We start from the raw sequence: 18406 nt of genomic DNA, 5'->3' as shown, positions 1-18406 counted from the left end.
TCCCGTCGTTCACCGACGGTGTCTCACAGGCGTCTCACACGGCGTGGACGACGTCCTTCTCCTCGGCGAAGTGGCAGGCCGATTCGTGCGCCGCCGGAGTGGTCGAGGTGACGAAACGCTCGGGGATCGCCAGCAGCGGGACCTCCTTGGCGCACTTGTCCTCGGCCTTCCAGCAGCGGGTGCGGAAGCGGCAGCCGGACGGCGGGTTCGCCGGGGACGGCACGTCGCCGGAGAGGATGATCCGCTCGCGGCCGGTACGGGCCTCCGGGTCGGGGACCGGGACCGCCGACAGCAGCGCCTGGGTGTAGGGGTGCGTCGGGTGGTCGTATATCTGGGTGTCCGTACCTATCTCGGCCATCTTGCCGAGGTACATGACACCGACCCGGTCCGAGATGTGCCGGACGATCGACAGGTCGTGCGCGATGAAGATGTAGGAGAGGTTGAACTCGTCCTGGAGCTTCTCCATCAGGTTGATGACCTGCGCCTGCACGGACACGTCGAGCGCCGAGACCGGCTCGTCGCAGATGATGATCTCGGGGTTGAGCGCGAGACCGCGTGCGATGCCGATGCGCTGGCGCTGACCGCCGGAGAACTGGTGCGGGTACCTGTTGATGTACTCCGGGTTCAGTCCCACGACGTCGAGCAGGTCCTGGACCTTGCGCCGCCGGTCGCCCTTCGGTGCCACCTCGGGGTGGATGTCGAAGGGCTCACCGATGATGTCGCCGACCGTCATACGCGGGTTCAGCGAGGTGTACGGGTCCTGGAAGACCATCTGGATGTTCCGGCGGACCGCCTTGAGCGCCCGCCCGGACAGCCGGGTGATGTCCTGGCCCTTGAAGAAGACCTCGCCCGCGGTGGCCGTCTCCAGCGTCATCAGCAGGCGGGCGACCGTGGACTTGCCACAGCCCGACTCGCCGACGATGCCCAGCGTCTCGCCCTGGTAGAGGTCGAACGAGATGCCGTCGACGGCCTTGACCGCGCCGATCTGCTTCTTGAACAGGATGCCCTGGGTCAGCGGGAAGTGCTTGACCAGGTTGCGCACCTGGAGGATCGGCTCCCCGCGCTCGGCCGGCGCCTCGATGGCGGCGACGGACTCCTCGACCGTGGCGGCGTCGGCCGTCTCGACCTCGGTGACGTTCGGGGTCGCGTCCATGGAGTCGTCTTTCCTGGTCGACTCAGCCATGGATCGTCTCCTTCCAGAAGTGGCACGCGCTGCCGCGGCCCGGCAGCTCGCCGCCGTCCCGCTCGGTGACGGGAAGCAGCGCCGGGATGTCCGTACGGCAGATGTCCTGCGCCGACGGGCAGCGCGGGTTGAAGGCGCAGCCGGACGGAATCCGCGTGAGGTTGGGCGGCAGGCCCTTGATCGCGTAGAGCTCCTGGCCCTTCTGGTCCAGGCGCGGGATCGAGTCGAGCAGGCCGCGGGTGTACGGGTGCGCGGGGCGCTTGTACAGCTCGTGCACGGGAGCGGTCTCCACGATCCGGCCCGCGTACATGACCGCGATCTTGTCCGCGACGTCGGCGACGACGCCGAGGTCGTGGGTGATCAGGATCAGCCCCATGTTGAACTCGCGCTGCAACTCCGCCAGCAGGTCCATGACCTGCGCCTGGACTGTCACGTCCAGCGCGGTGGTCGGCTCGTCCGCGATGATCAGATCGGGCTCCAGGGCGAGCGCCATGGCGATCATGATGCGCTGGCGCATACCGCCGGAGAACTGGTGCGGGTAGTCGTTGACCCGCTCCTTCGACGCCGGGATGCGTACGCGGTCCATCAGCTCGATGGACTTCGCCTTGGCCTCCTTCTTGGAGAGGCCCTGGTGCACGCGGAACATCTCGCCGAGCTGGTAGCCCACGGAGAGCACCGGGTTGAGCGAGGACAGCGCGTCCTGGAAGATCATCGCGATCTTCCGGCCGCGGATGAGCCGCCGCTCCTCGTTGCCCATCTTGAGCATGTCTTCGCCGCGGAAGAGGATCTCGCCGCGGGGAATGCTCCCCGGCGGCATGTCCAGGATGCCCATGATCGCCTGCGCGGTCACGGACTTGCCGGAGCCGGACTCGCCGAGCACGGCGAGGGTCTCGCCGGCGCTGACGCTGTAGTTGACTCCGTTGACCGCCTTCGCCACACCGTCTCGGGTGCGGAACTCCACGTGCAGGTCACGGACTTCGAGCAGCGGAGTGCCACTCGTATCCGAACCGCGGGGGGAAGGAACGTCCGCCGTCTTGTCGATGATGGTCATGTACGCCTCCCTCAGCGCAGTTTCGGGTCGAGGGCGTTGCGTACCGCATCGCCGAGCATGATGAACGCCAGGACGGTGATCGACACCATGACCGACGGGATGATCAGGATGAACGCGGCGTTGCGCAGCTGCTCCTGGCCCGAGGAGATGTCGACGCCCCACGAGACGGTGGGCTCGGCGAGGCCGATGCCCAGGAAGGAGAGCGTGGCCTCGGCCGAGATGTAGCCGCCGAGGGCGATGGTCGCCACCACGATCACCGGGGCGATCGCGTTCGGCATGATGTGCCGGAGCAGGATGCGGGTGGTCGAGGCGCCGAGCGCCTTGGCCGCCATCACGTAGTCCGCCTGCTTGATGGTGAGCACCGAGCCACGGGCAACACGCGCGATGGAGGTCCAGCCCAGGAAGGCCAGAGCCAGGATCACCACCCAGAGGTGACGCTCCTCGAACGAGGTCAGGACGACCATCGCGCCGAGGATGAAGGGGACACCGAAGAAGATGTCGGTGATCCGGGACAGCAGGGAGTCGATCCAGCCACCGAAGTAGCCGGCGAGCATTCCGACGACGGTGCCGAGCACCGTGACCAGCAGGGTGACGACCAGCGCGACGGTGATCGAGGCACGGGCGCCATAGACGACGCGCGCGTAGATCGAACGGCCCTGGATGTCGTAGCCGAACCAGTCGGGCGCGAAGAAGTTGCCCCAGTTGGGCTTCTGCAGATAGTGGTTGGCGAGGTCGGCGTACCGCGGGTCGGCGCTGGTGAACAGCCCCGGGAAAGTCGCCATGGTCAGCAGGAAGACGATCAGCAGGGCGGAGACGACGAACAGCGGATTGCGCCGCAGGTCGTGCCAGGCGTCCGACCAGAGGCTGCGGGGCTTGCCGACCTTGCCGTCCGCGGGCTCGACCGACGGAGCGTCGATCGGCGCACCCATGCCGGGCTCGGTGACGGTGTCCTTGAGTGCCTCAGGCATAACGGATCCTCGGGTCCAGGACCGCGTAGAGCAGGTCGACGAGCAGACTGGCGACGAGATAGACGACCACGATGAGGGTCACGATGCCCACGACCGTGGCACCCTCGCGGTGCTTCAGCGCGTCGAAGACGTTCCAGCCGACACCCTTGACGTTGAAGATGCCTTCGGTGACGACCGCGCCGCCCAGCAGGGCGCCGAGGTCGGTGCCGAGGAACGTCACCACCGGGATCATGGAATTACGCATCAGGTGCACGCCGATGATGCGGCGGCGGGGCAGCCCCTTGGCCACGGCGGTACGCATGTAGTCGGCGCGCAGGTTCTCGGCGACCGAGGTACGGGTGAGGCGGGCGACGTACGCCAGCGACAGCGAGCCGAGCACGACAGCGGGCAGGAACAACTCGTCCCAGTTCGCTTCCGAGCTCACGTTCGGGTCCACCCAGCCGAGCTGGAAGGCGAAGAAGTACTGGCCGAGGAAGCCGAGCACGAAGGAGGGAACGGAGATCAGCAGGAGCGTCAGGATGAGCAGCCCACGGTCCCGGAGCTGGTCGGCCTTGAGTCCGGCGAAGACGCCCATGGAGATACCGACGAGCACGGTGAAGGTGAAGGCGAACAGGGTCAGTCTGACCGTGATCGGGAACGCCTCCGAGATGATGTCGGCGACGGGTCTGCCGCTGGCGATCTGGGTGCCGAAGTCACCCTGGAACAGGCCGATGAGGTAGTTCCAGTACTGGTGCCAGAGCGGCAGATCGAGACCGAGATTCTTCTTCATGGCCGCGATCTGGGCGGGATCGACCGTCTGCTCTCCGGCGAGCGCGCGCACGGGGTCACCGGGCAGGGCGTACATCATGGAGAAGACCAGCAAGGTTGACCCGAGGAAGACCGGGATCATCTGGAGCAGTCGCCGCGCGACATAACGCCCCATGTTTGCCTCCGAATGGATAACGACAGCCCCGGGGGCCGCTCCCGTTTGATCGGGGAGCGGCCCCGGGGACTCACCGCCTGTTAGCGGCTGATGGCCGAGTGGGGGGGTTGGCCCTCGGGCTGGTTACTTGGCAGTGACTTCGGTGATGTTGTAGTCACCGTGGAAGTCGACCGTCACGTTGTCCACAGCCTTGGAGAAGCCACCGTTGGTCTTGTACTCCCACAGCGGGATCGCCGGCATCTTGGTCAGAAGCAGCTTCTCGGCCTCCTGGTAAGCCGCGATCGACTCGTCCAGGGATGCGGCGTTGTCGCCCTTCTTGAACGCGGCGTCGACCTCCTTGTCGGAGAACCGGCCGTTGTTCGCCTCAGCGGTGGTGCCGTACAGCTCCCGCATGAAGTTGACGTTCAGCGGGTAGTCGGCCACCCAGCCACCGCGGTACATCGACTTGACCTCGTCGTTGTCACGCGCTTCCAGGTCGGTCTGGAAGTCGGGCTTGGCGTCCGGGATGCAGTCCACGCCGGTGGAGTTGCGGATCGACTCGCAGACCGCGGTCACCCACTCCTTGTGCCCACCGTCGGCGTTGTACTGGATCCAGATCTTGTTGCCCGGAACGCCGCCGCCCTCGGTCACGAGGGACTTGGCCTTCGCGGCGTCGAACGAGAAGACGTCCGTGCCCAGGTCCTGGTTACCGGCCACGCCGGGGGGCGTGAAGCTGGTGGCGGGCTTGCGGGTGCCGTTGAGGACGGTCTTGGTGATCGTGTCGCGGTCGATCGCCATGGACAGACCCTGGATGACCTTCGGGTCGATGTCCTTGAAGGTCTTCGAGTAGAAGGTCGGCACGAGGCTCTGGATGGCCGCGTACGGCTGGTCGATCGCGCGGTCGCCGAGGTCCTGCTTGTACTTCGGAAGGTCCTTCGGACCGACCTGGCGGATCATGTCCAGGTTGCCGGACAGGAGGTCCTGGTACGCGGCCTCGATGGTCGCGTAGTTCTTGAAGAGGACACCCTTGTTCTTGGCCTTGTTCGGACCCTGGTAGTCAGGGTTGGCCTTGACCTGGATGAGCTTCTTGTGGTCCCACTTCTCGAAGATGTAGGGACCGTTGCCGACCGGCGCCTGGCCGAACGCCTTGGTGTCCTTGTAGAACACCTCCGGCAGCGGCGCGAAGGTCGCGTAGCCGAGCTTGTACTCGAAGTACGGCACCGGAGCGGAGAGGTCGATGGTGAAGGTGGTCTCGTCGACGACCTTCAGGCCCGACATCTCGTCGGCCTTCGGGTCACCCTTCTCCGGGTGGACGTCGTCGTAGCCGGCGATGTCCTGGAACCAGAAGGCGTTCTGCTGGTTGTTCTTGATGTTGGCGTACCAGTTCCACGCCTTGACGTACGACTCAGCGGTGACGGGGGTGCCGTCGTGGAACTTCCAGCCCTGCTTGAGCTTGACCGTCCAGGTCTTGGAGTCGGTCGTCTTCACCGACTCGGCGTTCGTGTAGACGATCTTGCCCTGCGCATCGAAGTCCAGCAGCTGGGTGAAGACCGACTGGATCACGTAGCTGCCGAGCGACTCGTTGGTGTCGGCCGGGATCAGCGGCTTCTGCGGCTCGCCGACGTCGATGGAGACATAGCCCGCGGGCTTGCCCTTCTCCTTCGATGCCGAATCGCTGCCTTCGTCTCCGCCGTCGCCGCCACCACAGGCCGTCGCAGCCAGAGCCACGACTATCGCGCCGACTACCCACTTGGCGCTCTTGGCACCGCGCATGGGTTCCTCCTCATGAGTCCGTTAGTCACAAACAAGAGGGGGCTTGTCTACGCGCGCTGACACCCCTGGCAGCGGGCTCGACAGATACCCCGAGTGCGCTCGTGAGTCGGCGCTCCCCATCGCGCATGACCCATTGACCCGAGCTCAATGGAGCCAACTATTAAGTACCGCTCGGCTGTAAACCACACTTAGAGCGTCTCGGTTTGACAACATCGAAGCACCCCGACAGCCCGAAATCCGGACAAACTGAGCACAGACAGACACCCGCGAAACGGACCGTTAACCCATGTTCCGGAGAGCGGAGGTCGATATCCGGACGCTCGACCGGGAAAAACGGTTTGACGAACGGCCCGGCCCGCCGCATTTTTCACGGTGGGCCGGGCCGTCGGATGACTCCCGCCAACAGCGGGTCAGCGCTTGGCGCGTGAGGCCGCGCGACCGCGCTCCTTCTGGTCCAGGACGACCTTGCGGATACGGACCGTCTCCGGGGTCACCTCGATGCACTCGTCGTCGCGGCAGAACTCCAGGGACTGCTCCAGCGACAGCCTGCGCGGCGGCACCACGTTCTCCGTCGTGTCGGCGGAGGCCGCGCGCATGTTGGTGAGCTTCTTCTCCTTGGTGATGTTCACGTCCATGTCGTCGGCGCGTGAGTTCTCACCGATGATCATGCCCTCGTACACCTCGGTGCCGGGCTCGGTGAAGATGACACCGCGCTCCTGGAGGTTGACCATCGCGAACGGCGTCACCGAACCGGACCGGTCGGCGACGAGCGAGCCGTTGTTACGGGTCCGCAGCTCGCCGAACCACGGCTCGTGGCCCTCGAAGATCGAGTGCGCGATACCGGTGCCGCGGGTCTGGGTGAGGAACTCCGTACGGAAGCCGATGAGTCCGCGGGACGGCACGATCCACTCCATCCGGATCCAGCCGGACCCGTGGTTGGTCATGGTCTCCATACGGCCCTTGCGGGTCGCCATCAGCTGCGTGATCGCGCCCAGGTGCTCCTCGGGGCAGTCGATCGTCATGCGCTCGATCGGCTCGTGCAGCTTGCCGTCGATGTCCTTGGTGACGACCTCGGGCTTGCCGACGGTCAGCTCGAAGCCCTCGCGGCGCATCTGCTCGACCAGGATGGCCAGCGCCAGCTCGCCTCGGCCCTGCACCTCCCAGGCGTCGGGGCGCTCGGTGTCCAGGACGCGCAGCGAGACGTTACCGATCAGCTCACGGTCCAGCCGGTCCTTCACCTGACGGGCGGTGACCTTGTGGCCCTTGCCGCCCTTGCCGACGAGCGGCGAGGTGTTCGTACCGATGGTCATCGAGATGGCCGGCTCGTCCACCGTGATCAGCGGCAGCGCGATCGGGTTCTCCAGGTCGGCCAGGGTCTCGCCGATCATGATGTCCGGGATACCGGCGATGGCGCAGATGTCGCCGGGGCCCGCCTTCTCGGCCGGCTTGCGGGTGAGCGCCTCGGTCATCATCAGCTCGGTGATGCGGACGTTGGACATCGTGCCGTCACGCTTGATCCACGTGACGGTCTGGCCCTTCTTCAGCTCGCCCTGCTCGACGCGGCACAGCGCGATACGGCCGAGGAAGTTGTCCGCGTCGAGGTTGGTGACATGAGCCTGGAGCGGGGCGTCCTCGTCGTACACCGGAGCGGGGACGCTGCCCAGGATCGTGGAGAAGAACGGCTCCAGGTTGGTGCTGTCCGCCGGGACCGTGCCGTCCTCGGGCTTGGTCAGCGAGGCGACGCCGTCACGCGCGCAGGCGTAGACGATCGGGAACTCGATCTGGTCCTCGTCCGCGTCCAGGTCGAGGAAGAGGTCGTAGGTCTCGTCCACGACCTCGGCGATACGGGCGTCCGGCCGGTCCGTCTTGTTGATGCACAGGATCACCGGCAGCTTGGCCGACAGTGCCTTGCGCAGCACGAAACGGGTCTGCGGCAGCGGGCCCTCGGAGGCGTCGACGAGCAGGACGACCGCGTCGACCATCGACAGGCCTCGCTCGACCTCACCGCCGAAGTCGGCGTGGCCCGGGGTGTCGATGATGTTGATCGTGACCAGGTTGGGGATGTCACCTGTACCGCCCTCCTTGGGGTGGTACTTCACCGCCGTGTTCTTGGCGAGGATCGTGATGCCCTTCTCACGCTCCAGGTCGTTCGAGTCCATCATCCGGTCGTCGAGGTGCTCGGCGGCGTGCGCGGCGAACGCGCCGGCCTGCTTCAGCATGGCGTCGACCAGAGTGGTCTTGCCATGGTCGACGTGGGCGACGATGGCGACGTTACGGATGTCGTGGCGCGTGGGCATGCTGGCTGGCGCTTCTCTCGATCGTGGGATGCGGCGTTTCTTCCTCGTACGCCTGCCGGGCGGACACGCCACGGCCGTACCCATCGTACGGGGCTGGCGCGTCCGGGGCTTCCGGGGCCGATCCGACAAGAGGCGGGGGCGCCCGCGAGCGCGGGCGGAGAGTGCTGGTGGGGCGGTCGGAGGCAGGTACTGCGGGGTGTGCGATCGCCCGGGTCAGGGGGTACACACGATCTTGCCCGCCGGGAGGCCCGGCGGGCAAGTGAATCGTTCGGCTCTCTGGGTCTGACCTGCTGGTTCTCTCCGTTTCTTCTTCTGTGCTACCGCTGTCCTTCTACTCCTCGTCGCTTTCGGACCTCGCCGCTTCGGGCTGCTCGCTCTCGGACCCCGCCGCTTCGGGCTGCTCGCTTTCGGACCCCGCCGCTTCGGGCTGCTCCGTCTTCTCCGCGGGCTTCTCCGTCTCCGCGGGCTTCTGCGTCTCCGCGGGCTTCTGCGGGCCGCTCTTGGCGCTGCCCTTGAAGCCGATGTCCTCGTAGCGCGGGGAGGCGAAGGCGAAGGCACCCGCGTTGGCCACGGACGGCTTGGCCGCCACGAGCTGCGGGCGCTGGTAGAGGGGGATGGATCCGGCCGCCGCCCAGATGCGGGCGTCGGCCTGCCTGAGGAGATCGCGGGCCGCCTTCTCGTTCAGCTCGGAGGCAGCCTGGTCGAACAGCTGGTTGATGTGGTCCGTACCGACGCGGGTGTAGTTCTGCTCCACCAGCAGCGAGCCGTCGGAGGCCGGGACGGGCTTGGCGTAGATCGGCCGGCCGTCGGTCGCGGGGTAGGCGGTCGCGGGCCACGAGTACAGGGCGAGGTCGTAGTCGCCCGACGCGATGTGGTCCTTGAAGTAGTTGGCGTCGGCGACCTTGATGATCTCCGTACGGATGCCGATGCGGTCGAGCATGCGCGCGATCTTCTCGCCGACGGTACGCAGCTGCTCGGAGCCGGAGCCGGAGGGAAGGACGAAGCGCAGGGTGAGGGGCTTGCCGTCCTTGGCGAGCGAGCCGGGCAGCGGGGAGCCGGTGGCCGACGCGGATGCGGATGCGGATGCCGAGGTCGACGCCGAGGACGACGCCGAGGTCGAGGTCGAAGCTGAAGCCGAGGACGACGCTGATGCCGAGGCGGAGGCCGACGCGGAAGCGGAGGACGGGGCCTCCGTGCCGCTCGGGGCGTACGCGCCGGCCATGCCGCCGCCGCCCGGCTGCCGGTCCTGGGCGCTGACGTCCGAGTCGGTCCGGCGGGTCAGGACCGCGCGCTGGAAGGCGGTGCCGAAAGCCGGGGCGATGACGTGCGTACCGGTCTCGGAGACGGTGACGCCACGTCCGGGCTTGTTGTCACCGACGATGTACGAGCCTTCGTCGGAGGCGCTTTCCCCATCGCTTTCCTCATCGCTCTCGGAGCCGCTCTCGGAGCTGCTCTCGGAGTCGCTGTCCGAGCCGCTCTCCGAGGCGCTGCCGGAGGCGCTGTCCGAAGGGCTGTACGAGGCGCTGTCCGAGGCGCTCTCGGAGCCCGAACCGGAACCGGATCCGCTCGCGTCGGACTCGCTGTCCGCTTCCTTGTCCGTCTCCGTGGCGTCTCCTTCCTCGGCCTTGGTCGTCTCCTTGTCCTTGTCTTCGTCCTTCTCCTTCTTCTTGTCGGCGTCGGCCTCGCTCCCGGCCTTCGTCCCGTCGTCCTTCTTCACGGCGCCACCGGGCGCCCAGCCCGCGTCGGCGAGCAGCCCCTGCGCCTCCTGCGTGTTCTGCTCCCCCAGCGCGTCGCTGCTGTCGGCGTACGCGTGCTGTCCGGCCAGTGCCAGATGGCTGCCGGGCGGGTTCGCCGGCAGGCCGAGCGGCTTCAGTACGGCCTCGGCCAGCTTCTGCCGGTCGAGCGCGCGGGCCACTGCCCGCCGGACCCGCTCGTCGGCGAGCGGTCCGGTCTCCCCGTTGAGCGCGAGCTGGGTGAAGGCGGGCTCCAGGGACTTGCGTACGACATAGGCCCGCAGGCCCTTCTGCTCCTTGGCGTACTTCGCGATCGCCTCGTTCGCCTTCTTGCGCGACGCCTGCGCCGCCGCGGCCTTCTCGTCGTCGGAGTCGCTCGCGGCGGACGGCGACGCCGTTGTCGACTCCGTCCCGGTGTCGGACTCCGGTCCCGCTCCGCCCTTCTTGTCGTGGGCGGCCTGCTTGATCCGCTCTGCCACGGGGCTGTCGATCTCGGCGAGGTCGAGGGTGCCGTCGGCAAGGGCGGCGGCGCGCTTGTCACGCGACACGGCGCTCAGGACGATCGAGTCGAGCTTCGGCCGCGCGCCCCACCAGCGGGGATTGCGGATGAGCGTCACCTGACGGCCCTCCCGGTCCAGCTCCTTGAGCTGGAAGGGCCCCGCCGTGGCCTTGAGTTTGTTGCGCGCGCCGTCGTTGAACGAGTTCGGCGCCCCCATCACGCTCTTCGGGTAGAGCGGGCTGAACAGGCCCCTCCAGTCGGCGTACGGCTTGTTGAACGTGACCCTGACCTCAAGGTCGTTCGCACCGCGTTCGATCTTCTGGATCCGCTCGTACCCGGCGTTGCGCGCGGTCCAGTACGCGGAATCCTTGCCGCTCAGCGCGCGCCACTGGGCCACGAAGTCCGGTGCGCCGAGCTCGCGACCGTCGCTCCACACCGCCTGCTGGTTGAGCTTGTAGAGCACGACCTGCTTGGGCTCGCGCTCGACGATCTTCGCCGACTCCAGATAGTCCGGGTTTCGCTGCGGCCGGCCGGTCTTGTCGAGAGTGAAGAGCGAGGGCAGTACGGCTCCGGCGACGCGCGACGTCGTGGCGTCGGCGTCCGCCTGGAAGGTGTTGAGGGTCGTGGGCACCGTGTCGGTCGCCCAGCGCAGCGTGCCCCCGTCGGCGATCCGGTCCCGAGCCGCCGGGCCGACGTCCTGGGCGGCGGCCGGGACCTCGCTCCGCTCGTCACCCGAGCTGCACGAGGCGAGCGCGGGCAGAGCGAGCACGCCGGTGGTGATTAGTGCGACGGAACGGATGGTCCGGGAGCATGTCCTCCCGCGTGGGGCGCCGACCTGGGACATTGCTTCTACCTCTTCGTCCTGTTTGTGGAATTTAGAGATGATCACACCTATTGCCCACCCACTGAAGAGGACCGATTCCCTCCGATCGCGGCGACACGGCGTCCCGACGCACGAAACCCACCCGTACGGCCCAACGGGAACCAGGACACAGGCCCGCCGTAGGAGCGAAAATGGAGGGGCGCGACATCAACGACGCGGAGCGCACGGCTGAGGTATGCGCCGGGAATCCCTGCACGTCCCTTCACAAGCGGGGATGTGACAAGCGACACTCGCAGGCGCGTTACCGATGGCATCGCTCCCCTGCGGAAGTGAGGGCAAGTCATGTCCCAGCCGGAAGATCTGACAGCAGTCCACCGTCGTATCGATGAGCTCGTCCAACGCGTCGCGGACTTGGAGCAGACGGTCGGCAGGCTGAACGAAGCCCTGCCGGTCACGCCTTCCAGGCCCAAGCCCAAGGACCGTCCGGAAGTGGTCACCATCCCCGACGCGCCGTACAACGCGGCGCTTTGGACGGACTCGGACGACGAGGGCCTGGGGCTGCGGGACCGGCGCGCGCCCTAGCCGGGCGCCCCACCACGACCGCACCTGAGCACCGGCGCGCACCGCACGGAAACACCTGTCATCGACATCACCCGACCCCGGCCCTTCGACCCCCCACCCGATCCCACTCCATCTCCATACGGAGTTTTCGTTGGCAACAGGCACGGAACAACCCCAACTGAATACGGGCGTGCACGACAAGTCGCGTGCCGCCATCGCCGCCCGCCACCTGCGAACCGACCGCTGGTGGCTGGCGCCCGCCGCCACGGCGGCCGGGCTTCTCGCCTTCGTCATCTACTCGACGTGGCGGGCGTTCGGTAACGCCCATTACTACGCGGCGCCGTACGTCTCACCGTTCTACTCGCCCTGTCTCGCGGAGAACTGCGAGCCGATGAAGGGCGGCCCCAACCTGGAGATCTTCGGCAGCTGGTGGGGCCTGTCCCCCGCGCTGATCATCCTGATCTTCCCGCTGGGCTTCCGTATGACCTGCTACTACTACCGCAAGGCGTACTACCGGGGCTTCTGGGCCTCGCCACCCGCCTGCGCCGTGGCGGAACCGCACAAGAAGTACTCCGGCGAGACCCGCTTCCCGCTGCTCCTCCAGAACCTCCACCGGTACTTCTTCTACGCGGCCGTCCCGGTGGCGGTCATCCTCACCTACGACACGGTGCTCGCTTTCCGGAACTCGGACTACGAGTGGGGCCACATGGGCCTCGGCACGATCATCATGGTCGTCAACATCGTGCTGATCTGGGCGTACACCCTCTCCTGCCACTCCTGCCGCCATGTCATCGGCGGCAAGCTGAAGCACTTCTCCAAGCATCCGGTGCGCTACCGGCTGTGGGGCTGGGTCGGGAAGCTGAACCACCGCCATATGCAGCTCGCCTGGGCCTCCTTGATCAGCGTCGCCCTCGCCGACTTCTACGTGTATCTGCTCGCGAGCGGGGTCTTCGACGATCCGCGCCTCTTTTAGTGCTAGGGAGAGCCTTCAGCAATGACGCAACTCGAACGCGAGCAGTGGGACGTCGTGGTGGTGGGCGCGGGCGGAGCGGGTCTGCGGGCCGCCATCGAGGCGCGTGAGCGTGGCGCCCGTACCGCTGTCATCTGCAAATCACTCTTCGGCAAGGCCCATACGGTGATGGCCGAGGGCGGTATCGCGGCCTCCATGGGCAATGTGAACTCCGGGGACAACTGGCAGGTCCACTTCCGCGACACCATGCGCGGCGGGAAGTTCCTCAACCAGTGGCGGATGGCGGAGCTGCACGCACAGGAAGCGCCCGACCGGGTCTGGGAGTTGGAGACCTGGGGCGCGCTCTTCGACCGCACGGCGGACGGGAAGATCTCCCAGCGCAACTTCGGCGGGCACGAGTATCCACGTCTCGCGCACGTCGGTGACCGGACCGGCCTTGAGCTGATCCGTACGCTCCAGCAGAAGATCGTCGCCCTCCAGCAGGAGGACTTCCGCGAATTCGGTGACTACGAAGCCCGGTTGAAGGTCTTCCAGGAGTGCACCGTCACCTCCGTACTGAAGGAGGGCGAACGGGTCTCGGGCACGTTCTGCTACGAGCGCGAGTCCGGCCGTTTCTTCGTCCTGGAGGCGCCCGCCGTCGTCCTCGCGACCGGCGGTATCGGCAAGTCCTTCAAGGTGACGTCGAATTCGTGGGAGTACACGGGCGACGGGCACGCGCTGGCGCTGCTCGCCGGTGCCCCGCTGCTGAACATGGAGTTCGTGCAGTTCCACCCGACGGGCATGGTCTGGCCGCCCTCGGTGAAGGGGATCCTCGTCACCGAGTCGGTGCGCGGCGACGGCGGAGTGCTGCGCAACTCCGACGGCAAGCGGTTCATGTTCGACTACATCCCGGACGTCTTCAAGGAGAAGTACGCGGAGTCCGAGGAGGAGGGCGACCGCTGGTACGAGGACCCGGACAACAACCGGCGTCCGCCCGAGCTGCTGCCCCGTGACGAGGTGGCCCGTGCCATCAACTCCGAGGTCAAGGCGGGCCGGGGATCGCCGCACGGCGGTGTGTTCCTGGACGTGTCCACCCGTATGTCGCCCGAGGTCATCCAGCGCCGACTGCCCTCGATGTACCACCAGTTCAAGGAGCTGGCGGACGTCGACATCACGGCCGAGGCCATGGAGGTCGGCCCCACCTGTCACTACGTGATGGGCGGTATCGCCGTCGACTCCGACAGCGCCGCCACTCCGGGTGTCCCCGGTCTCTACGCGGCCGGCGAGGTCGCCGGCGGAATGCACGGCTCCAACCGGCTGGGCGGCAACTCGCTCTCCGACCTGCTGGTCTTCGGCCGACGGGCGGGACTGCACGCGGCCGAGTACGCGGCGGCGCTCACGACGCGGCCGGTCCTCGACGAGGGCCAGATCGACGCGGCGGCCACCGAGGCGCTGCGGCCGTTCGGCGCGGAGGAACCGGAAGGCGGCGGTGCGCCGGAGAACCCGTACAGCGTCCATCAGGAGCTCCAGCAGACGATGAACGATCTCGTCGGCATCATTCGCCGCGAGGGCGAGATGGAGCAGGCGCTGGAGAAGCTGGGCGAGCTGCGCCTGCGGGCGGCGCGGGCCGGGGTGGAGGGCCACCGGCAGTTCAACCCCGGCTGGCACCTCGCGATCGACCTGCGCAACATGCTGCTGGTCAGCGAGTGCATCGCCCTGTCGGCGCTGGAGCGCACGGAGAGCCGTGGCGGTCACACCCGCGAGGACTGGCCCGGTATGGCTCTCGACTGGCGCCGGGTCAATCTGCACTGCGGGCTGAACGATTCGGCGCGGGACCCCTCGACGGACCCCAAGCTCCCCCGGATCAGCCTCTCCCGGAAGACGACCGAGCCCATCCGTCCCGACCTGCTCGCCCTCTTCGAGAAGGAAGAGCTGGTCAAGTACCTTGCCGAAGAGGAGCTCCACGAGTGAGTGCCAGCACGACTCCGACTCCGAGCACATCCGACTCGTCCGCCTCGGTCCCGTCACCGGGCCCGTCGCCCGAGTCCGCACCGGCCCCGGCCGCCGGGGCGACCGCGTCGACCTCGTACAAGGCCAAGTTCAAGGTCTGGCGGGGCGACGCGGAGGGCGGCGAACTGAAGGACTTCGCCGTCGAGGTGAACGAGGGCGAGGTCGTCCTCGACATCATCCACCGCCTCCAGGCGACGCAGGCGTCGGACCTGGCGGTGCGCTGGAACTGCAAGGCGGGCAAGTGCGGTTCGTGCAGTGCGGAGATCAACGGCCGGCCGCGGCTGCTCTGCATGACGCGGATGTCCACGTTCAGCCGCGAGGAGACGATCACCGTCACCCCGCTGCGGGCGTTCCCTGTCGTCAGGGACCTGGTGACGGACGTGTCCTTCAACTACCAGAAGGCACGGGAGGTACCCGCGTTCGTACCCCCGCCGGGAGTCGCGGCCGGCGAGTACCGGATGCAGCAGGTGGACGTGGAACGCTCGCAGGAGTTCCGTAAGTGCATCGAGTGCTTCCTGTGCCAGGACACCTGTCACGTCGTCCGGGACCACGAGGAGAACAAGACCTCGTTCGCCGGGCCGCGCTTCCTGATGCGGGTCGCCGAGCTGGACATGCACCCGCTGGACGGGGCCGAGGAGACCGGCCTGGACCGCAAGCGGACCGCGCAGGACGAGCACGGGCTCGGCTACTGCAACATCACCAAGTGCTGCACGGAGGTCTGTCCCGAGAACATCAAGATCACGGACAACGCGCTGATCCCGCTGAAGGAGCGGGTGGCCGACAAGAAGTACGACCCGCTGGTCTGGCTGGGCGACAAGATCCGCCGCCGCACGAGCAGTTGAGCGCCGGGCGCCGGACGGGCGCTGTGTTCCGTCCGGCGCCTGCGGCCTGCCTTCTCCCTACCGTTCGAGGGACCGCTCGACCAGCGACTCGATGCCGTCCAGCATCCGTTCGAGCCCGAACTCGAAGAGCGCGCCGAGTTCGAGGTCGAACTCCCCGTCCCCGAACAGCGTCGACAGCACCGGATACTCCCCGGAGAGCTGGATCGAATGCATGCGCGCATCGTTGGCCGCCATCCACTCGTCGGCCGTCATACCCGTGTCCTGCCGCGCCTGCGACTCCAACTCGACCGCCATCGCGACGCCTTGGGCGTAGCCGAGCAGGGCGAGATGGGTGTGGATCATTCCGTACGGCGTGAGACCGAGCCCGCGCAGAGTGCCCAGAGTCCGCTCCGTGTAGCTCATCGCGTGCGGTGAGGCCAGCGGCCGGGTCAGCCCCGCCATGGCGCGTGCCAGCCAGGGATGACGCTCGTACTGGCTCCACAACCACCGCAGCTCCCGCGCCAGCCGTGGACGCCAGCCGGCCGGCTCGGGCCCCGTGGGCCCGCCGCTGAACACCGCCTCGGACATCAGACGCACCAGCTCACCCTTGCTGGGGACATGGCGGTACAGGGCCATCGTGGACGTACCGAACTCCGTCGCCACGCGCCGCATCGACAGCGCGCCCAGCCCTTCGGCGTCGGCGAGCGCGATGGCCGCGCGCACGACGCGATCGCGGCTGAGGCCCTGCTGGGGAGCCGCGCCGCGCCCTGCGGAGCGGTCGGGCTCGGCGACCACCGTGCCGACGCCGGGCACCGCCCGAACCAGACCCTCCTGGTTGAGCGCGGCGAGCGCCTTCGTGGCGGTCGCCATCGCGACACCCCACTCCTGGGTGATACGGCGGGTGGACGGCACACGGTCGCCGGGCGCGAGCTCCCCGGAGGCGATACGGCGGCGGAGTTCGGCCGCGATGCGGAGGTAGGGCGGATCGACTGTCACGACACCTACCGTACTAGTGCACTCCAGGCGCCAAGTCCCAGTGTGCAAAGGGCTTCGGGGCCGGTGCACTAGGGAGCTGTTTGCCGCGTACGCGGCGAGCCGATTACGTACCGCACATGGATAACTCACACGCACCCGGCCTCGCGGGCCGCAAGGAATGGATCGCCCTCGGCGTCCTGATGCTGCCGCTGCTTCTCGTCTCGATGGACATCTCGATCCTGTACTTCGCGATCCCGTACGTCAGCCAGGACCTGGAGCCCAGTGCCACGCAGCAGTTGTGGATCCTGGACATGTACGGCTTCGTACTCGCCGGGCTGCTGATCACGATGGGCGCGCTCGGCGACCGGATCGGCCGGCGCAAACTGGTGCTCGCGGGCGCGGCCGTCTTCGGCGCGGCCTCGGTCGCCGCCGCGTACGCGCACTCGGCCGACGCGCTCATCGGCGTACGCGCGCTGCTCGGGCTCGGCGGCGCAGCCCTCATGCCGTCGACACTCGCCCTGATCCGCAATCTCTTCCACGACGCGAAGCAGCGCGGCCGGGCCGTGACGATCTGGACGGGCGTCATGACCACCGGCATCTCGCTGGGGCCGGTGGTCAGCGGGCTGCTGCTCGAACACTTCTGGTGGGGTTCGGTCTTCCTGATCAACCTGCCGGCGATGGTGCTGCTTCTGATGCTGGTGCCGTTCCTGGTACCGGAGTCCCGGACGCAGTCCGACGCCGAGGAGGGAAGCGAGGGGGCGCGTGAAGGGGCACGTGAGGGAGCGCGTGACCCGTTCGACCTGGTGAGCGCGGCGCTCTCGCTCACCGCCCTGCTCACGGTCATCTACGGCATCAAGGAGTGGGCACGGCACGGATTCGCGCCGGTCCCCGCCCTCGCCGTCGTGGTGGGGCTGGCGCTCGGGTATGTCTTCGTACGCCGCCAGAAGCGTCTCACCCACCCGATGATCGACCTCGAACTGCTGGGACGACGGGCTTTCGGGGGGCCGGTGTTCGCGAACGTGCTCGCGATGTTCGCGACGGTGGGCATGGCGGTCTTCCTCACCCAGTACCTCCAGTCCGTGCAGGGTCTGAGTCCCTTCGAGGCCGCTCTGTGGAGCCTCGTACCGGCGTCGGGCGTGATCGTGGCGGCGCCGACGGCGGCGTTCCTCGCGCAGCGCGTCGACCGCGCGTACGTCATGGGCGGCGGCTTCCTCTTCGCGGCGGCCGGATTCTCCTGGCTGACCCAGATCCGTACGGACTCGGCCCTCTCGTTCTGCCTCTCGGCGGGCGCCCTCTATGTGGGCGGTCTGGTCGCCGCCATGACCCTCGCCAACGAACTCGCCATCGGCGCCGCCCCGCCGGAGCGCGCGGGGTCGGCCGCCGCCGTACTCGAATCGGGCCAGGAGCTGGGCGGGGCGCTGGGGATGGCCGTCCTCGGCTCGGTCGGGGCCGCGGTCTATAGCCGGGAGATGGCCGACGCCCTGCCCGCCGATGTCGTCGCCGCGCTGCCGGGCGGCGAGGCGGACGCCGTACGGGAGACACTGGGCGGCGCGGCCGCGGCGGCGGCCCGGCTCCCGTCCGAGGCCGGCGACAGCGTGCTGGCGGTGGCGCGGGACGCGTTCTCGCACGGGATGGGACTGGCGTCGGTCGGCGCCGCCGTCGTCATGGTGACGGCCGCGATCTTCTCGTTCGTGGTGCTACGGGGCACGGCCGGGCGCGCCACGAGCAAGGCCGGGGACGGTCCCGAGGGGGGCGACCTTGCTCGTGCACAGACCGGCGTCCTAGAGTGAATGCGCTTACACAGCGGTCGTGGACGGGGAGAATGTGGCCAAGTGGAGTGGGGTGACTCCGAGCGGGGTGGC

At 67.8% G+C, this 18406-nt stretch carries 13 protein-coding genes; 5 read left to right on the top strand and 8 right to left on the bottom strand.

What is annotated here, in order from left to right:
- Nucleotides 1–34: 34 nt before the first annotated feature.
- The 7 genes from ACFWHU_RS10485 to ACFWHU_RS10455 form a co-directional block, all read right to left on the bottom strand.
- The gene (locus ACFWHU_RS10485) at nucleotides 35–1183 is read right to left on the bottom strand and encodes an ABC transporter ATP-binding protein (RefSeq protein WP_385791030.1); all 1149 of its coding nucleotides are present in this window, start codon (nucleotides 1181–1183) and stop codon (nucleotides 35–37) included.
- Nucleotides 1176–2234 (bottom strand): ABC transporter ATP-binding protein, encoded by a 1059-nt coding sequence (locus ACFWHU_RS10480; protein ID WP_385791032.1) that lies wholly within the window; start codon nucleotides 2232–2234, stop codon nucleotides 1176–1178. Before ACFWHU_RS10480 ends, ACFWHU_RS10485 begins: the two co-directional genes overlap by 8 nt.
- Nucleotides 2235–2245: 11 nt before the next feature.
- A complete protein-coding gene (locus ACFWHU_RS10475; protein ID WP_385791716.1) occupies nucleotides 2246–3163 on the bottom strand; it encodes an ABC transporter permease in 918 nt (305 codons plus the stop codon).
- Between the two features lie 31 nt (nucleotides 3164–3194).
- On the bottom strand, nucleotides 3195–4124 hold the full coding sequence (locus ACFWHU_RS10470) for an ABC transporter permease (RefSeq protein WP_385791033.1): 930 nt from the start codon (nucleotides 4122–4124) through the stop codon (nucleotides 3195–3197).
- A 123-nt stretch (nucleotides 4125–4247) separates the two neighbouring features.
- On the bottom strand, nucleotides 4248–5876 hold the full coding sequence (locus ACFWHU_RS10465) for an ABC transporter substrate-binding protein (protein ID WP_385791035.1): 1629 nt from the start codon (nucleotides 5874–5876) through the stop codon (nucleotides 4248–4250).
- A 410-nt stretch (nucleotides 5877–6286) separates the two neighbouring features.
- Nucleotides 6287–8173 (bottom strand): translational GTPase TypA, encoded by a 1887-nt coding sequence (gene typA / locus ACFWHU_RS10460; protein ID WP_078075256.1) that lies wholly within the window; start codon nucleotides 8171–8173, stop codon nucleotides 6287–6289.
- Nucleotides 8174–8504: 331 nt separating this feature from the next.
- Nucleotides 8505–11249, bottom strand: coding sequence for an ABC transporter substrate-binding protein (locus ACFWHU_RS10455; RefSeq protein ID WP_387224826.1), 2745 nt, complete (start codon nucleotides 11247–11249; stop codon nucleotides 8505–8507).
- 321 nt (nucleotides 11250–11570) lie between these two features.
- On the opposite strand from ACFWHU_RS10455, the gene ACFWHU_RS10450 reads away from it, so the two are divergent.
- The 4 genes from ACFWHU_RS10450 (at nucleotide 11571) to ACFWHU_RS10435 (ending at nucleotide 15590) form a co-directional block, all read left to right on the top strand.
- Nucleotides 11571–11810 (top strand): hypothetical protein, encoded by a 240-nt coding sequence (locus ACFWHU_RS10450; protein WP_385791039.1) that lies wholly within the window; start codon nucleotides 11571–11573, stop codon nucleotides 11808–11810.
- Nucleotides 11811–11940: 130 nt separating this feature from the next.
- Nucleotides 11941–12762, top strand: a complete 822-nt coding sequence (locus ACFWHU_RS10445) for a hypothetical protein (RefSeq protein WP_385791041.1) — start codon at nucleotides 11941–11943, stop codon at nucleotides 12760–12762.
- Between the two features lie 21 nt (nucleotides 12763–12783).
- Nucleotides 12784–14709 carry a fumarate reductase/succinate dehydrogenase flavoprotein subunit gene (locus tag ACFWHU_RS10440; RefSeq protein ID WP_387224610.1) on the top strand — a complete coding sequence of 642 codons (1926 nt, stop codon included), beginning with the start codon at nucleotides 12784–12786 and terminating at the stop codon, nucleotides 14707–14709.
- Entirely contained in the window at nucleotides 14706–15590 is an 885-nt protein-coding gene (locus ACFWHU_RS10435; protein ID WP_387224609.1) for a succinate dehydrogenase/fumarate reductase iron-sulfur subunit, read from the top strand. The genes ACFWHU_RS10440 and ACFWHU_RS10435 overlap by 4 nt, the downstream gene beginning before the upstream one ends.
- 57 nt (nucleotides 15591–15647) lie before the next feature.
- On the opposite strand, the gene ACFWHU_RS10430 is transcribed toward ACFWHU_RS10435, so the two are convergent.
- Nucleotides 15648–16565, bottom strand: a complete 918-nt coding sequence (locus ACFWHU_RS10430) for a TetR/AcrR family transcriptional regulator C-terminal domain-containing protein (RefSeq protein WP_385791045.1) — start codon at nucleotides 16563–16565, stop codon at nucleotides 15648–15650.
- Nucleotides 16566–16681: 116 nt separating this feature from the next.
- On the opposite strand from ACFWHU_RS10430, the gene ACFWHU_RS10425 reads away from it, so the two are divergent.
- On the top strand, nucleotides 16682–18334 hold the full coding sequence (locus ACFWHU_RS10425) for an MFS transporter (RefSeq protein ID WP_387224608.1): 1653 nt from the start codon (nucleotides 16682–16684) through the stop codon (nucleotides 18332–18334).
- Nucleotides 18335–18406: the final 72 nt, after the last annotated feature.

Source organism: Streptomyces sp. NPDC060366 (genome assembly GCF_042725135.1).
Classification (GTDB): Bacteria; Actinomycetota; Actinomycetes; order Streptomycetales; family Streptomycetaceae; genus Streptomyces.
Note: the sequence above shows the minus strand (reverse complement) of the source record. Positions and strands in the feature narration are given on the sequence as shown.

What these genes read in the sequence shown, in the direction of transcription:
- ACFWHU_RS10485 (WP_385791030.1), bottom strand. Translation starts at nt 1,183, where the DNA reads ATGGCTGAGTCGACCAGGAAAGACGACTCCATGGACGCGACCCCGAAC.
- ACFWHU_RS10480 (WP_385791032.1), bottom strand. Translation starts at nt 2,234, where the DNA reads ATGACCATCATCGACAAGACGGCGGACGTTCCTTCCCCCCGCGGTTCG.
- ACFWHU_RS10475 (WP_385791716.1), bottom strand. Translation starts at nt 3,163, where the DNA reads ATGGGTGCGCCGATCGACGCTCCGTCGGTCGAGCCCGCGGACGGCAAG.
- ACFWHU_RS10470 (WP_385791033.1), bottom strand. Translation starts at nt 4,124, where the DNA reads ATGGGGCGTTATGTCGCGCGGCGACTGCTCCAGATGATCCCGGTCTTC.
- ACFWHU_RS10465 (WP_385791035.1), bottom strand. Translation starts at nt 5,876, where the DNA reads ATGCGCGGTGCCAAGAGCGCCAAGTGGGTAGTCGGCGCGATAGTCGTG.
- typA (WP_078075256.1), bottom strand. Translation starts at nt 8,173, where the DNA reads ATGCCCACGCGCCACGACATCCGTAACGTCGCCATCGTCGCCCACGTC.
- ACFWHU_RS10455 (WP_387224826.1), bottom strand. Translation starts at nt 11,249, where the DNA reads ATGTCCCAGGTCGGCGCCCCACGCGGGAGGACATGCTCCCGGACCATC.
- ACFWHU_RS10450 (WP_385791039.1), top strand. Translation starts at nt 11,571, where the DNA reads ATGTCCCAGCCGGAAGATCTGACAGCAGTCCACCGTCGTATCGATGAG.
- ACFWHU_RS10440 (WP_387224610.1), top strand. Translation starts at nt 12,784, where the DNA reads ATGACGCAACTCGAACGCGAGCAGTGGGACGTCGTGGTGGTGGGCGCG.
- ACFWHU_RS10425 (WP_387224608.1), top strand. Translation starts at nt 16,682, where the DNA reads ATGGATAACTCACACGCACCCGGCCTCGCGGGCCGCAAGGAATGGATC.